Consider the following 14,747-nt stretch of genomic DNA (forward strand, 5'->3'; position numbering starts at 1 on the left):
AGAGAAAAGAGCAGGAATGACAGCTAAAATGAAATACAGCTTCTGCTTTTCAAAAAAATAATGAATTGATAATTTTACCTGCTTAGGCATTGGAGAAAAACTTAGCTAATCTTAAATATTTACATAAAATTATATGTTCTTCAATGTTATATGGTTAAAATACTAAGTATGATGAACTTTCTTTTTTGGAAAAACTAACGACGCCACCACGCTTATAACCAAAATAGCTAAGATAACAATTAGCGAATGTTGTGTGGTGAAGCCCCATTTCTCTAAATAAACATGACCGAGCATTTTTACACCGATAAAAGCTAATAAAACTGCCAAACCAGTTTTTAAATAATGGAATTTGTGAATAATATTTACCAATAAGAAGAACATAGAGCGCAACCCCATAATTGCAAAAATATTAGAGAAGAATACAATATATGGGTCTTTAGTCACCGCAAAAATTGCAGGAATTGAATCGACAGCAAAAAGCAAATCGGTAAATTCTACAATTAAAAGCACCAGAAATAATGGGGTTACGAATGTTTTATGGTCGATTTTTACAAAGAAGTTTTTTCCTTCATACTTTGGATGAATGGCAAATATTTTAGAAGCCCATTTTACGACAAGATGATTCTCTGGGTCTATTTTATCCTCTTCATCTTTACTGAAAAACATTTTAATACCTGTAAATACTAAGAAAGCACCGAAAATATAAAGTATCCAAGCAAACTTTGTAATCAACGCTGCACCAACAAATATGAAAATAAAGCGCATAATAATTGCGCCTAAAATACCCCAAAACAACACGCGGTGATAATATTTCTCTTCTACTGCAAAGGCTGTAAAAATTAAAACAATTACGAAAATATTATCTACTGATAATGCATATTCAATAACATAACCAGTTAAAAATTCCAGACCTAGATTTTGTTTGTAAACAGCCAAACTACCTTCAAAATCATCGGGGATAAGCTTTATATGATGCTGATGCCTAGCTACAATTTCCTTAAGGTGAGCAAAATCTTTAATTCCATGCAATTGATGGCCTTCTGTAAGCAGGATAAAGTAAAACCCAATTGCCATAGCAACCATAATTAAACTCATAATCCCAGCTTGTTTTAAGCTTACAATATGCTCTTTACGACTAAAAAGACCTAAATCCAAAGCCAGTATAAGCACAATAAATAGAAGAAATCCTATGCTGAAAAGTAACTCGTTGCTCATTTATTTTTTACGTTCGGTTGTATATAATACGAGTTGTTCTAAACCTGTTCTTGCCTCGCCGGCTTCAAACTCATGTAAAATATCGAAAGCTTCCTTTTGATATTCCTGCATTTTCTGATTTGCATAATAAACGCCTTCTTTAGCATTCACAAAATCAATAATCTGCTGAATTTTAATTGGGTCGTCCTGATGGTTTTTTACCAAATTAATAATTTGTTTCCGTTCTGCTTTTTCGGCTTTATTTAAAGCATAAATTAAAGGTAAAGTAACTTTTTTTTCCTTTATATCTATACCCAAAGGTTTACCAACATCATCTGTACCAAAATCGAAAGTATCATCTTTAATTTGAAAAGCGATACCAACCTTTTCGCCAAACAATCGCATTTTTTCTATTGTAGCATCATCAGCACCTGCCGAGGCAGCACCAGCTGCACAGCAAGAAGCAATTAAAGAAGCTGTTTTCTGACGGATAACATCGAAGTACAAATCCTCCGAAATATCCATCTTTCTAACCTTTTCAATTTGTAACAATTCGCCTTCGCTCATTTGCTTAACCGCTTCCGATACAATTTGTAACAAACGATGCTCGTTATTGTTTACCGAAAGCAATAAACCTTTTGCCAAAAGATAATCGCCGACTAAAACGGCAATTTTATTCTTCCATAAAGCATTTATCGAGAAAAATCCACGGCGCTCATAAGCATTATCCACAACATCATCGTGCACCAATGTTGCAGTATGTAAAAGTTCTACCAAAGCAGCTCCACGGTGTGTCGATTCTGTAATTCCACCGCAAAGTTTTGCAGCAAAAAACACAAACATCGGACGCATTTGCTTCCCTTTTTGTTTAACAATGTAGTGCGTAATCCTATCTAGCAGCGGCGCATCGCTGTGCATAGATTCTTTAAAGGTTTTTTCAAACGCTTTAATATCGGCTGCTATAGGTTTTTTTATCTGTTCGATTCCCGGCATTAAGTCGAAAAATTTTGACTGCAAACTTAAGCTAATTTCCCTTAAAAAGATAATCTAATAAAAAGCAATATAATGGCTTGAAAAGCAGCGGAAGTAATATTTCATTTCTTTCCTCCCGCCGTCGCCTATAGCCCTTACCCTCATACTTCGGCTTGCGGGCTATTTGGCTCTGTCGGGTTTAAAAACAAAGGCAAATGCAGGTAAGTTTTCCCTCAAAACTACAGAGCTATTCAGTTAAAAATTAGCTTTATTTATTTCAAAAGTTTACATTTAAATCGATAATTTTCTTTTTTTTAGCGCTCGCCATTACTGAGGTAATTGAGATTATTTTGCAGAAAAAAGTATTATACTTAAGTTAATACCATTAACGAACAATTTAGTATTTCATGAAAAAGCGTTACAAAGTTTTATTAAGCCTTTCCGCAATAATAGTGGCAGGCTATTTAATTGGCCCGAAGCCAAAAAAACCAGTTTACAGTACCGCACCAATAAACGTTCCCGATTTAAAAGACCTCGACAATTATGTTAAAACAATAGAAAGTAAGCATAAGATTAAGCCTGGCAACGAAGCAGAAATTATTTGGGCAGATTCTATACATCAACAAACAGAATATGCAGTTGTTTACTTACATGGTTTTTCTGCATCAAAAACCGAAGGTAATCCGGTTCATTTACACTTAGCTAAAAAGTTAAAAGCTAATCTTTATCTGGCTCGCCTGGCCGAACACGGTATTGATACTATTGCGCCAATGCAATATTTTACTGCGGATAAACTTTGGGAAACCAGTAAGCAAGCTTACGAAATTGGTAAAAAGCTTGGCAAAAAGGTGATTTTGGTTGGTACATCTACCGGCGGAACAGTTGCTTTAAAGCTTGCAGCAACTTACCCAGAAATTAATAGCTTAATCCTCCTTTCGCCAAATGTGGCCATTAACGATAAAAATGCATGGCTACTTAACGACCCTTGGGGTTTGCAAATTGCAAGAAAGGTACTTGGCAGCGATGAACGTTTAGTTGACGGCAGAACATTGGAATATAAAAAATACTGGTACACAAATTACCGTATAGAATCTTTAGTTGAATTACAGGAATTTATCGAAAGTACAATGACTAAAAGTGTTTTCGAAAAAGTAAAACAGCCCGTTTTAATGCTTTACTATTATAAAAATGAATTAGAACAAGACCCGGTTGTACGTGTAGATGCTATGCTTAAAATGTTCGATGAGCTGGGAACTCCAACAGAATTGAAAAAGAAAATAGCAATTCCAAACGCAGGAAATCATGTTTTAGGTTCTTACCTAACTTCAAAAGATTTGCCAAGCGTAGTAACTTCGATAGATAATTTTGCAGGAAACGTCTTAAAAATTCCTATATATTAATATTTACATCCGATGCATATTATAGTGTATCTACAAAATCATCCTTAATGAAAAGCAAAATAACAACACTCTTTTTACTCATTACACTAATAGTTTTTAAATCTGCATCTTTTGCACAAAAACAGACAGAGCCATTCGTGTTAGCCCGAATTGAAAAAATTGATTCAAAGGAACTAAGGGAAACAAGAATATTAAATATTTATTTACCTGAAGGTTATTCGCCCGATTCTGCAAAAACGTATCCTGTAATTTATCTTTTGGATGGTTCTGCGAATGAAGATTTTATACATGTAACGGGTTTAGTTCAGTTTTTAACTATGACTGAAATCATGCCAAAATCGATTATCGTAGGCATTGCAAATATCGACCGTAAAAGAGATTTCACTTTTCCGACAACAATAAAGGAAGATTTAAAAGATTTCCCAACAACCGGAAAATCGGCTAATTTTATTTCTTTTATCGAAAGAGAATTGCAACCATACATTGAAAAGAATTACAAAACCAACGATTCAAAAACGATTATCGGACAATCGCTTGGCGGCTTATTAGCAACTGAAATATTAATTAAAAAGCCTCAGCTTTTTTCGAAGTACATGATAATAAGCCCAAGTTTATGGTGGAATAATGAATCGCTTTTAAATGCTATTTCTGAATATTCGAAGAGCCTTTCGACCGCTAAAGCTGATGTTTTTATTTCAGTTGAAACTGAGGGAAAACAAATGGAAAAGGATGCAAAAAAACTTGCTGAGGTTTTAAAACAACACAAAAATCTAAACGTAAATTTCCTCCAACTTCCTGATGAAAATCATGCAACCATTTTACACAACGGGCTTTACAGAGGTTTTGGGCTTTTTTATCCGAAGAAATAAACCAGCATTAGACTTGAGAAGTTTACAGCAAATAGCGTATTTAAAACTTTTTAAGTCTTACGCATCAATAATATTATTCACAATCATTTCTGCATGAATACGAGAGTTTTCTATAAAAAGCTTGTGTGTATCTAAGCCACCGCAAACCACGCCAGCTAGGTACAAACCTTTCACATTAGTCTCCATGGTTTCTTCGTTATAAACCGGGCAAAGGTTTTCGGGTAAATCAATTCCGAATTTGCGCAGCATAGAAAAATCAGGCTGATAACCCGTCATTGCAATTACAAAATCATTAGGGATGGTTTGAATTCCTTCGGGTGTTTTAATATCAACTTCGTCTGCTCTTATTTCTACCAATTCAGAATTAAAAAATGCTTTAACTTCACCTTCTTTGATTCGGTTTTGAATATCCGGTCTTACCCAATATTTAACGTGTGGCCCAAGTTCTCCGCTACGAACAACAAGCGTAACATTAGCGCCTTTACGATAAGTTTCGAGTGCTGCATCTACGCCAGAATTATTAGCACCAACAACCACCACATTTTGAAATGCATATAAATGCGGATCTTTATAATAATGCGTAACTTTTGGTAAATCTTCTCCAGGAATATTCATCAACAAAGGAACATCATAAAAACCAGTTGAAACGATTACATTATTTGCAGTATAATTTGCTTTTGATGTATTGATTTCAAAAGTGCCTGCAGTATTTTTAGTAACCTGATTTACCATTTCGAAAAGGTTAATATTTAAAGAGAATTTCTCTGCTACGCGACGATAATATTCTACAGCTTCATTTCGATTTGGTTTAGGACTAATCGTTACAAAGGGTACTCCTCCAATCTCCAATTTTTGAGATGTAGAGAAGAAAGTCATGAAAACAGGGTAATTAAATAAACTATTTACTAAAGCGCCCTTCTCAATAATCACGTAACTTAAATTAGCTTTTTGAGCTTCTATAGCACAAGCCATACCAATTGGTCCGGCTCCAATGATGAGGATATCGTAATGATTTTGTAACACTGACATGATTATCAAATATAAATGAACGGTAGTTTTGCCTAAGTAGAGAATCTTCGTTCTACTTTAACCCAGCCTAACAAATTTTTCGGAATAGCTTACCAATGCCAAGCTACTAACTTTAAAAGAAAAATTTTAAGCCGGTGTTTTTTGTTTCTTTTTGACATCAAAAAGAAAAGCGCCCGTCTGGCCAAGACAAATAAACAACTTAACGCCTAGCAATTAGATATTGATTAAACTTTCATCGCCTTACTTGGGCAAGCAAAATCGGTTCTTTTTAAACCTGTATTTTTTATAGCACCGTAACCTCCAGCTATATCAATTACATTTTCTACGCCACGCGACTTTAAAATTGAAGCCGCTATCATAGAACGATAACCACCAGCACAGTGAATATAGTAAGTAGATTTAGTATCAATTTCATTTGTCCAGTCGTTTATAAAATCTAAAGGGCGACTTAAAGTAAACTCTAAGTGTTCAGCTTCATATTCGCCTGGTTTACGAACATCAAGTGCTATAATTTCTCTTTCTTTAGATAATTGTTCAAATGTTTCGGCAGAGATTGATTCGATAGTATCTAGCTCTTTATTCGAATCCGTCCAACTTTTAAAACCACCTTCTAAATAGCCAATCGTACTATCATAGCCAACGCGGGTTAAACGGGTAATGGTTTCTTCTTCTTTACCTTCATCCGTAATTAATAAAATCGGCTGTTGCAAATCGGTAATTAAAGCACCAACCCAAGGTGCAAATTGTCCGTTCAAACCTATATTAATTGAATTTGGAATAAAGCCTTTGGCAAAATTCTGAGGGTCGCGGGTATCTAACATTACAGCTCCGGTTTGGTTAGCCATATCTTCAAAAGCTTGTGCATTTAAAGCATTCAAACCTTTCTCATAAACATCATCAATGCTTTCTACATCACCTTTATTTATAGCTGCATTTTTAGCAAAATATTGGGGCGGAGGCATAATTCCATCTGTTACTTCTGCGATAAATTGTTCCTTAGTTTCTGCCTTTAAAGCATAATTAACCTGCTTTTGATGGCCCAAAGTATCAAAAGTTTCTTTACTCATGCTTTTACCACAAGCCGAGCCTGCACCATGAGCAGGATATACGATAACATCATCAGCCAAAGGCTTAATTTTATTATTTAACGATTCATAAAGCATTCCTGCTAAGTCTTCCATCGTTAAATTTCCTTTTTGAGCTAAATCAGGTCGACCCACATCGCCTATAAAAAGTGTATCTCCACTAAAAATGCAATGGTCTTTTCCATTTTCATCTCTTAACAGATAGGTTGTAGATTCTAAAGTATGACCAGGGGTATGTAAAGCGGTAATTGAGATATTACCAACTTTAAATTGCTCGCCATCTTTTGCTATGTGAGATTTAAATTCAGTTTTTGCAGTAGGGCCATAAATAATTTCAGCACCAGATTTTTCGGCTAGATCTACATGCCCAGATACGAAATCAGCATGAAAATGAGTTTCAAAGATATATTTAATAGATGCTCCAGCTTTTTCTGCCTTCTTTAAATAAGTTCCAACTTCCCTTAATGGGTCGATAATTGCAGCCTCGCCATTACTTTCTATATAATATGCAGCTTCTGCTAAACAACCGGTATAAATTTGTTCTATTTTCATGTTAATAAGTATAAAGTAGCATACAAAGCTTGAAGACAAACCTTATGCCCTAAACTTTATGTTTTACCTCTTCTAACAAAAATAGAGCTAATTACTCACATCCGAAATGACTTCTGTCATAATTGCAGAAGTTTTACTTAATTAGATAATTCTCCTCGTAATGATTGTTCCATTAGCTTTTTACTTTCTTCAATTGGCAAACCTAAACCCATAACAAACATCAGCTTGGTTACAGTTGCTTCAAAAGTTAAGTCGAATCCGCTTAAAATACCCATTTGCTGTAATTCTCTGCTTGTTTCGTATAGACCAAGTTGAACTGAACCTTTTTTACATTGAGAAATATCGATAATAATTTTATCGTTATCAATTGCTTTCTGAAGACTATCTAAAAACCACTGTGCCGTTGTGGTGTTACCCGAACCGAAAGTTTCTAAAATTATCGCGTCAACCTTAGATTCGGTAATTGCCTGAACCGCCTGTATAGTAATACCCGGATATAATTTTAATACACCAATATTAGAATTGAAATTTGTGCGTAGAATTAATTTATCTTTTGGTGCTTCTAAAATGTAATTGCTGTGAAAATCTAAGTGAACACCAGCTTCGGCCAACAATGGATAGTTTGGAGAGCGGAAAGCTTCGAACTTTTCTATGTTATATTTTATAGAGCGATTACCTCTGAAGAGTTGCGCATCGAAATAAATGCATACTTCGGGAACTAAGGCCTTGCCTTTTTCTTTAGTTGCAGCTATTTCTAAGGCAGTAATTAAATTCTCCTTTGCATCTGTTCTTATCTCACCAATTGGAAGTTGCGAACCCGTTAAAACAACAGGTTTACCCAAATTCTCTAACATAAAACTTAAAGCTGAAGCTGTAAAAGCCATAGTATCCGACCCATGTAGAATAACGAAACCATCGTATAAATCGTAGTTTGTGTAAACTAATTCTGCTAGAGTTTTCCAGATTTCGGGATCCATGTTTGATGAATCTAAAACTGGATTAAAAGAGTGAACATCCAAATGATAATTTAAACGACTTAACTCAGGAACATTTTCTTTTATCTGTTCAAAGTTAAAGGGAACTAACATTCCATTATCTGGGTCGTTTATCATACCGATTGTACCTCCGGTATAAATTATAAGAATTTTGTTCATTTGGTTTATTCAGTTGAATGCTCACCGCAAAGAAAGCAAAAAAATATAAATGATAGAACGAAATTTACAAAATCATAATTATATAGCTAAAAATTTGATTAAAATTATAAATACGGCAATTTATAAGCTTATATTCTAAAAATCAAACAACAAATCAACGTTCACAAATACATTAATTTTCGTTAACCATAGATTCCCCGACATTTTTTTGTCACACCACCACAAACAGCCGTCCTTTTCGAATGGAGCAAAGCTGAAATTGAGAAATCTATTTGTAACACAAACCACGTTTCAAAGATTTCTCGGCTTCGGTCGAAATGAGAGTTACAAAAAACTATACCCCAAAAATTTTCTTTGAATTTTCAGTCGTTACATTCGCAATTTCTTCAATTGAACAATTATAAATCTCTGCTAATTTTTGAGCAATATAAATCAGGTAACTACTTTCGTTAGGTTTGCCTCTGAAAGGAACAGGAGCCAGATACGGAGAATCTGTTTCTAAAACTAAGTCACCTAAAGGAATATGAGATAAAACCGCATCCAATCCTGATTTTTTATAAGTTACTACACCACCAATTCCTAAATAGAAATTCAAATCTATGGCTTGCTTTGCTTGCTTCTCATTTCCGGTAAAACAATGAAAAATTCCTCTTAACTTTTCATCACGTTCACTTTCCAACACCTCGAATACTTCATTAAAGGCCTCTCTACAATGGATTACAATTGGCAAACTTAGTTCTTTAGCCCAGCTTATCTGTTTATGAAAAGCATCTTGCTGAATACTTAATGTAGTTTTATCCCAGTACAAGTCTATCCCAATTTCGCCTATTGCATATATTTTCCTCCTAGAAATACTTTTGTAAATCTCATCCAATTGAGCGATATAATCCTCCTTAACATCACAGGGATGCAAACCAGCCATTGCAAAACAATTTTCTGGATACTTGCTCACCAAATCATCAATCATTGCAATTGATTTTACATCAACATTAGGCAAAAATAGGCGATTAACATCATTTTCAAAGCAACGCTCCATTAATTGGGTTTGCTTATCAGCATCTTCTTCGTAATATAAATGAGTATGTGTATCTGTAAAAATCATGCTGCAAAGTTAAGGATTAAGCTAAAAGTTTAAAATCAAAAGATAAAGGCCAAAAATTTAATCAAAACAAAAGCCCTGGGATTTTAAAATCTCAGGGCTTTCTAACTATATAATATTTTATTATTGAGCAGGAGTTGCTTGAACTGGAGGCAATGTAACTGCGCCACCAACCGGACCTTTTTTAATTGATTTGATTTCGATATCAAACACTAAAGGCGTGAATGGGTTAATTGGACCACCGCCATTTTCACCATAGCCTAATTTCGAAGGAATGATGATTTTAACTTTACCACCAACACCTATTAATTGAACACCTTCGATAAAACCTGGTGCTAACTGACCTAAAACTAGAGGACGAGCTGCATACTGAGCCATTGGAGAATAAATACCTGCTTCTTTAGCTATTTTCTCGTTTGATGTATCAAATACATTGATTTTACCGTCGCCTTTTTTGTTTGTGAACTGACCTGTGTAATCAACAACTGCTGTATCCGTTAATGTAGCTCTCTCTGCATTACCTGGTTTTTCAATAATATATTGTAAACCAGACGCTGTAGATTTTACTTCTAATTTATTGTCATCGATATATTTTTTGATTTTTGCCGATTCATTTGCTTTGTTTTTAGCAATTAAACCTTTGTATTCTGTTTCAAAAAACTCTCTTTTCTTTTTCTCGAAAGTAGAATCAGCCTCATTAGCTACTTTATGCAAAACTTTTTCAATTTTAACAGTAAAAGTTGCATAGTTGCTTTTTAAACCAGCTGGTTTAGGTTGACCAGAATATTTAGCCATCGAATCTAAATTCAATTTGAATGATGCGCTATCACCTTCACCTAACATTTTTAATGCCGCAACTAAATCGCCTTTAAACATAGATTTGTTAATTGGAAAAAATGCAGGACGCTCGTTATCGTAAGTATTTACTAAAGTAGAGTCTGCATTAGTGCTACCTTCAACAGTTTGAATACCGTTTAACTTAACAAAATCCCCCTCTTTAATTTTCTCTTTACCTTCGTCTTTTAGGATTTTATATTGCAAATCTCCTTCACCTTTTTTGTAATTGTTACAAGCAGCTAAACCTAATGTTGCTGCAAACAGAATGATAATTCCTTTTTTCATTATTAATTTATTGTTTTTCTTTTGTTATGAAGCTTGCTTCGCAGGTTTCATTATTAATTTGATTGTTTTGAATTGCTATCAGGTATAAACCCGTTTATTTTTATTTTATTAAACGATTAATTGACTTTTATAGGCTGGAAGTATAGATTTAAATTCAGCTATAACTTCTGTTAACGATTTATCAGATGCACCACCTGCTGCATTTCTATGGCCACCACCGTTAAAATATTTTTTACAAATTTCATTGGCTGGGAAATCACCTGTAGAGCGTAAAGATAATTTAACCTTATCAGTTCTTTCGATAATCAATGCCGCTAAACGAATTCCATTTATAGATAAAGCGTAATTTACAACACCTTCTGTATCGCCCGTTGTACTGTGGTATTTTGAAAGTTCCTCTTTAGTAACGGTAATTATCGCTGTATTGTATTCGTGAAAAACTTCCAACTTATTAGATAAGCAATAACCTAGAAAGCGTAATCTGTCTTCACTTGCATTATCGTATACTAATTGATGGATTTTCCAGTGTTCTGCACCTGCATCAATTAAATTTGCCGCAATACGATAAACACTGGATGTCGCCAAAGGGAAACGGAATGAACCAGAATCTGTCATAATACCGGTATATAAACAAGATGCAACGTCTTTATTTATACCTTTTTCATCTTCCAGTTGATTGACAATAAAATCGTAAACTAATTGAGCAGCAGCGCAAGCATTTATATCCCAATGGCGATAATCATCAAAATCTTCAGGATCAAGGTGATGGTCGATCATTACTTTCTTTGCAGAAGCAGCCCTAACTAATTCCCCTAATTCGTTAATTCGACTAAGGGTATTAAAATCCAAACAGAAAATTAATGCAGCCTCTTCTACAAGTTTTGCAGATTTTTCTTGCTCTTCGGTAAAAATTACAACATCGGCATTATTTGGCATCCAGTGCAAAAACACCGGATAATCAGTTGGAGTAATCACTTTTACATGATGGCCTTTCTGAATCAAATAACCATATAAACCCAACGAGGAGCCCATTGCATCACCATCTGGTTTATGATGTGTAGTAATTACAATTTTCTGTGGCGTAGCCAGTAAGGATTTTAGTTGTATTAATGTAAGCATAATTTTTGCGCTGCAAAGCTAAGTAAATTTAGTATTAGTTAGGTTGTTATTTAAACCTTTATTAGGTAACATATTAAGAACATACTGGCATCAGGTATTGTTATAGTTGCGGCTTTAGTAGGTGGAGTAGATTAAACATTTTTCTTTTGTTAATTAAAACGTACTTTTGCAAAAAAAAATTGATATCAAAAAACACAATGAGCACTAACAGAACTTTTACTATGATTAAGCCAGATGCAGTAGCAAATGGCCACATCGGATCTATTTTAAACGACATTACAAATGCAGGTTTTAAAATCATTGCATTAAAATATACTAAGTTAACTGATGAAACTGCCGGTCAGTTTTATGCGGTACACGCTGAGCGCCCATTCTATAAAGATTTAGTAAGCTTTATGTCTTCAGGACCAATCGTTGCAGCTATCTTAGAAAAAGATAATGCGATCGAAGATTTCAGAAAATTAATTGGCGCTACTAACCCTGCCGAAGCTGCAGAAGGTACAATCCGTCAGAAATATGCTAAATCTATCGATGCAAATGCAGTTCACGGTTCGGATTCTGATGAAAATGCAGAAATAGAAGGTAATTTCTTCTTCAAAGCTGATGAGCGTTTCTAAAACCTCGTTATAAAAAATACCATTTAAAACCTCGAATTTTCGGGGTTTTATTTTTTTATAAGTTTTGTATCTTTCACCTCTCAAATACTCAAAAAATCACAATAAATAAATGAAAAAAGTTTTCTTATCGATACTTATTTCTGGTATCGCAGTTGCATCTTATGCACAAACAAAAAAACCAGTCGCTAAAAAACCAATTGCAACAAGCACAAAACCTGCAGCTGCTCCCATTTCTTTGAAATCTTCACTAGATTCTGCAAGTTACGCTTTCGGCACTTCTATTGGAGCCAGTTTAAAAACAACCGGACTTTCTACTTTCAATTATGATGTATTATTAAAAGGCTTAAAGGATGCTTTTACTGGTGGAAAGTTAATTCTAGATCAACAACAGGCGCAAGAATGTATTAGCAACATATTAACAAATGCAAACAAAAGCAAGTTTACAGGCCAAATTGCAGAAGGCAAAACCTTTTTAGAGCAAAATAAAAAGCGTGCTGGTGTACAAACAACAGCAAGCGGCTTACAATACGAAGTTATAACTGCCGGAACGGGAGTTAAACCCATTCCAACCGATTCCGTATTGGTAAACTACAAGGGCACTTTACTAAATGGAAAACAATTCGACAGTTCATACGATAGAGGCGAGCCGATTACACTTACCTTAAACCAAGTTATTAAAGGCTGGACTGAGGGCATGCAACTAATGCCAACTGGCTCTAAATATAAATTCTATGTTCCATACGATTTAGCTTACGGAGAACGCGGTGCAGGCCAAGATATTCCACCATATAGCACCTTAATTTTCGAAATTGAATTATTAAAAGTTAACGGAAAATAAGCTTAGTTTAAAACTTTATTTCTTTTCTAATGTTAGCTATTACAAAAATTAACAACATTATGAAAAGAGCATTTCCTTTAGCAATAATTGCATTTTTATGCAGCACCCTTAGCAGTTGTGAACTTATAGGTGGTATATTCAAAGCCGGCGTTTGGTCTGGCGTTATAGTAGTTGTAGTTGTAGTCGCTCTGCTTATCTGGATACTTGCAAAAGTATTTGGAGGCGGAAATAAGGGCTAAAATTCACTTAATAAAAAAACAAAAGCTTGGAGATTTAAAAAGCCTTCAAGCTTTTTTACAAGAATACCATTTCATTTATAACCGTAGCACCAGCATGTGCATTTAGTTTCTGAATTATCCCTTCTCTAACCATTACTAACTCGTTTTTAATTACCGAAGATTCTATCCTTATAAATAGTTTTTTATCGTGAATATAAATCTGTTTGGTACGATTGGCAATTGCAGTACCCATTATTTCTGGCCAGATAGCCAAAATAGATGTTTCGTCGAATTTACGGCGTAAGCGATACACATCAAGCATTTTGCTGATTGCATCTTTCATTGTTATATCGTTAGGTTTACGCATTTTGTATTTGTCCGTTATCTACTTCAAATAAAGTTACATCAACTTCTATCTTTTTAAAAATCGATTTTACCCTTTCTATTCCTGTATCTGTAATAAAGATTTGCCCGAAATCGTGATGCGAAACCATCTGCATCAGTTTCTGAACACGATTATCATCCAGTTTATCAAAAATATCATCTAACAAAAGTAAAGGTTTAAATCCTTTATTTCTTGCCAGATAAGCATACTGAGCCAGCTTTAAAGCAATTAAAAAAGATTTCTGTTGTCCCTGCGAACCAAATTTCTTTAAAGGCATTTGGCTAATTACAAAAGCTAGTTCATCTTTATGAATACCCGTTGTAGTTCTTTCTAAAACCCGATCTTTTTCAACAGATTTTTGAAGCAATTCTTCAAAAGGCATTTCGCTTAACTGCGATTGATAATTTAATTCAACAGTTTCCTTATTATCTGTAAGGTAAATATAATACTGGTTAAAGAGCGGAATAAATTCATCCATAAAAGCTTTTCGCGTAGCAAATATTTTATTGCCGGCAAAAATCAATTGCTCGTTAAGAATTTCGAGTAAAGTTGGGTCGTACTTCCTGGTAATGGCAATTTGCTTCAATAAAGCATTACGGTTTGCCAAAATTCGGTTATAAGTAATTAACTGATCTAAATAATGTGAATCAGTTTGCGAAATCACGTTATCAATAAACTTTCTACGTTCCTCGCTCCCTTCCATTATCAGATTTACATCGTATGGTGAAACCATTACTACAGGAAATAAACCAATATGGTCGGCTAGTTTAACGTATTCTTTCTTGTTTCTTTTAAACTGCTTTTTCTGATTCCGCTTTACACCACAACTTATCTTTTCGTTTTTATTGCTTCGATCGAAATCGCCTTGAATCATAAAAACATCATCGCCGGTTTTTATTTGCTGACTATCAATCGGATTGAAATAACTTTTGCAAAGACAGAGATAATGAATTGCATCGAGCATATTGGTTTTGCCCGAGCCATTATTACCCGTAAAAACATTTACAGTCTCAGAAAAACTGATTCCAGCATCACTATAGTTTTTAAAATTAAGAAGGGTAATGTTTTTTAACCACATAAATATTGCGCAATTT

At 34.4% G+C, this 14,747-nt stretch carries 15 protein-coding genes; 5 read left to right on the forward strand and 10 right to left on the reverse strand.

Translation table 11 applies throughout. The features are described 5' to 3' along the window. Window positions 1–162 precede the first annotated feature (162 nt). Both ACFOUY_RS20130 and ACFOUY_RS20135 read right to left on the reverse strand, forming a co-directional pair. A complete protein-coding gene (locus tag ACFOUY_RS20130) occupies window positions 163–1,215 on the reverse strand; it encodes a TerC family protein (protein ID WP_378963081.1) in 1,053 nt (350 codons plus the stop codon). Next, window positions 1,216–2,187, reverse strand: coding sequence for a polyprenyl synthetase family protein (locus ACFOUY_RS20135; protein ID WP_378963082.1), 972 nt, complete (start codon window positions 2,185–2,187; stop codon window positions 1,216–1,218). Window positions 2,188–2,573: 386 nt separating this feature from the next. Between ACFOUY_RS20135 and ACFOUY_RS20140 the strand changes: the two genes are divergently transcribed. Together ACFOUY_RS20140 and ACFOUY_RS20145 are read left to right on the forward strand one after the other, a co-directional pair. Further along, window positions 2,574–3,566 (forward strand): alpha/beta hydrolase, encoded by a 993-nt coding sequence (locus ACFOUY_RS20140; protein ID WP_378963083.1) that lies wholly within the window; start codon window positions 2,574–2,576, stop codon window positions 3,564–3,566. Window positions 3,567–3,613: 47 nt separating this feature from the next. Beyond that, complete coding sequence (locus ACFOUY_RS20145; RefSeq protein ID WP_378963084.1) at window positions 3,614–4,435, forward strand: alpha/beta hydrolase; 822 nt, start codon at window positions 3,614–3,616, stop codon at window positions 4,433–4,435. Between the two features lie 57 nt (window positions 4,436–4,492). Here the strand turns inward: ACFOUY_RS20145 and ACFOUY_RS20150 are convergent, their stop codons facing one another. From ACFOUY_RS20150 to ACFOUY_RS20175, 6 genes are all read right to left on the reverse strand, one after another. Continuing rightward, the gene (locus ACFOUY_RS20150) at window positions 4,493–5,464 is read right to left on the reverse strand and encodes a YpdA family putative bacillithiol disulfide reductase (protein WP_378963085.1); all 972 of its coding nucleotides are present in this window, start codon (window positions 5,462–5,464) and stop codon (window positions 4,493–4,495) included. Window positions 5,465–5,688: 224 nt separating this feature from the next. Beyond that, window positions 5,689–7,101, reverse strand: a complete 1,413-nt coding sequence (locus ACFOUY_RS20155; RefSeq protein ID WP_378963086.1) for an MBL fold metallo-hydrolase — start codon at window positions 7,099–7,101, stop codon at window positions 5,689–5,691. 137 nt (window positions 7,102–7,238) lie between these two features. Beyond that, entirely contained in the window at window positions 7,239–8,255 is a 1,017-nt protein-coding gene (locus ACFOUY_RS20160; protein ID WP_378963087.1) for an asparaginase, read from the reverse strand. 334 nt (window positions 8,256–8,589) lie between these two features. Next, window positions 8,590–9,357 (reverse strand): TatD family hydrolase, encoded by a 768-nt coding sequence (locus ACFOUY_RS20165; RefSeq protein WP_378963088.1) that lies wholly within the window; start codon window positions 9,355–9,357, stop codon window positions 8,590–8,592. 120 nt (window positions 9,358–9,477) lie between these two features. After that, window positions 9,478–10,476 (reverse strand): FKBP-type peptidyl-prolyl cis-trans isomerase, encoded by a 999-nt coding sequence (locus ACFOUY_RS20170; protein ID WP_378963089.1) that lies wholly within the window; start codon window positions 10,474–10,476, stop codon window positions 9,478–9,480. 108 nt (window positions 10,477–10,584) lie between these two features. Then, a complete protein-coding gene (locus ACFOUY_RS20175) occupies window positions 10,585–11,595 on the reverse strand; it encodes a DHH family phosphoesterase (protein ID WP_378963090.1) in 1,011 nt (336 codons plus the stop codon). Between the two features lie 197 nt (window positions 11,596–11,792). Here ACFOUY_RS20175 and ACFOUY_RS20180 point away from each other — a divergent pair, with 197 nt between their 5' ends. From ACFOUY_RS20180 to ACFOUY_RS20190, 3 genes are all read left to right on the forward strand, one after another. Further along, a complete protein-coding gene (locus tag ACFOUY_RS20180; protein ID WP_056088170.1) occupies window positions 11,793–12,212 on the forward strand; it encodes a nucleoside-diphosphate kinase in 420 nt (139 codons plus the stop codon). A gap of 109 nt (window positions 12,213–12,321) precedes the next feature. After that, the gene (locus tag ACFOUY_RS20185) at window positions 12,322–13,050 is read left to right on the forward strand and encodes an FKBP-type peptidyl-prolyl cis-trans isomerase (RefSeq protein ID WP_378963091.1); all 729 of its coding nucleotides are present in this window, start codon (window positions 12,322–12,324) and stop codon (window positions 13,048–13,050) included. Between the two features lie 59 nt (window positions 13,051–13,109). Further along, on the forward strand, window positions 13,110–13,289 hold the full coding sequence (locus tag ACFOUY_RS20190; protein WP_378963092.1) for a hypothetical protein: 180 nt from the start codon (window positions 13,110–13,112) through the stop codon (window positions 13,287–13,289). Between the two features lie 55 nt (window positions 13,290–13,344). Here the strand turns inward: ACFOUY_RS20190 and ACFOUY_RS20195 are convergent, their stop codons facing one another. Then, window positions 13,345–13,635, reverse strand: a complete 291-nt coding sequence (locus ACFOUY_RS20195) for a DUF721 domain-containing protein (protein WP_378963093.1) — start codon at window positions 13,633–13,635, stop codon at window positions 13,345–13,347. After that, window positions 13,628–14,731, reverse strand: a complete 1,104-nt coding sequence (gene recF / locus ACFOUY_RS20200) for a DNA replication/repair protein RecF (protein ID WP_378963188.1) — start codon at window positions 14,729–14,731, stop codon at window positions 13,628–13,630. The genes ACFOUY_RS20195 and recF overlap by 8 nt, the downstream gene beginning before the upstream one ends. Window positions 14,732–14,747: the final 16 nt, after the last annotated feature.

The organism is Pedobacter jamesrossensis (genome assembly GCF_042650905.1).
GTDB classification, from domain to species: domain Bacteria; phylum Bacteroidota; class Bacteroidia; order Sphingobacteriales; family Sphingobacteriaceae; genus Pedobacter; species Pedobacter jamesrossensis.

Bases quoted from the DNA above. Each gene is read 5' to 3' on its own strand.
- ACFOUY_RS20130 (WP_378963081.1), bottom strand. From the start codon at position 1,215: ATGAGCAACGAGTTACTTTTCAGCATAGGATTTCTTCTATTTATTGTG.
- ACFOUY_RS20135 (WP_378963082.1), bottom strand. From the start codon at position 2,187: ATGCCGGGAATCGAACAGATAAAAAAACCTATAGCAGCCGATATTAAA.
- ACFOUY_RS20140 (WP_378963083.1), top strand. From the start codon at position 2,574: ATGAAAAAGCGTTACAAAGTTTTATTAAGCCTTTCCGCAATAATAGTG.
- ACFOUY_RS20145 (WP_378963084.1), top strand. From the start codon at position 3,614: ATGAAAAGCAAAATAACAACACTCTTTTTACTCATTACACTAATAGTT.
- ACFOUY_RS20150 (WP_378963085.1), bottom strand. From the start codon at position 5,464: ATGTCAGTGTTACAAAATCATTACGATATCCTCATCATTGGAGCCGGA.
- ACFOUY_RS20155 (WP_378963086.1), bottom strand. From the start codon at position 7,101: ATGAAAATAGAACAAATTTATACCGGTTGTTTAGCAGAAGCTGCATAT.
- ACFOUY_RS20160 (WP_378963087.1), bottom strand. From the start codon at position 8,255: ATGAACAAAATTCTTATAATTTATACCGGAGGTACAATCGGTATGATA.
- ACFOUY_RS20165 (WP_378963088.1), bottom strand. From the start codon at position 9,357: ATGATTTTTACAGATACACATACTCATTTATATTACGAAGAAGATGCT.
- ACFOUY_RS20170 (WP_378963089.1), bottom strand. From the start codon at position 10,476: ATGAAAAAAGGAATTATCATTCTGTTTGCAGCAACATTAGGTTTAGCT.
- ACFOUY_RS20175 (WP_378963090.1), bottom strand. From the start codon at position 11,595: ATGCTTACATTAATACAACTAAAATCCTTACTGGCTACGCCACAGAAA.
- ACFOUY_RS20180 (WP_056088170.1), top strand. From the start codon at position 11,793: ATGAGCACTAACAGAACTTTTACTATGATTAAGCCAGATGCAGTAGCA.
- ACFOUY_RS20185 (WP_378963091.1), top strand. From the start codon at position 12,322: ATGAAAAAAGTTTTCTTATCGATACTTATTTCTGGTATCGCAGTTGCA.
- ACFOUY_RS20190 (WP_378963092.1), top strand. From the start codon at position 13,110: ATGAAAAGAGCATTTCCTTTAGCAATAATTGCATTTTTATGCAGCACC.
- ACFOUY_RS20195 (WP_378963093.1), bottom strand. From the start codon at position 13,635: ATGCGTAAACCTAACGATATAACAATGAAAGATGCAATCAGCAAAATG.
- recF (WP_378963188.1), bottom strand. From the start codon at position 14,731: ATGTGGTTAAAAAACATTACCCTTCTTAATTTTAAAAACTATAGTGAT.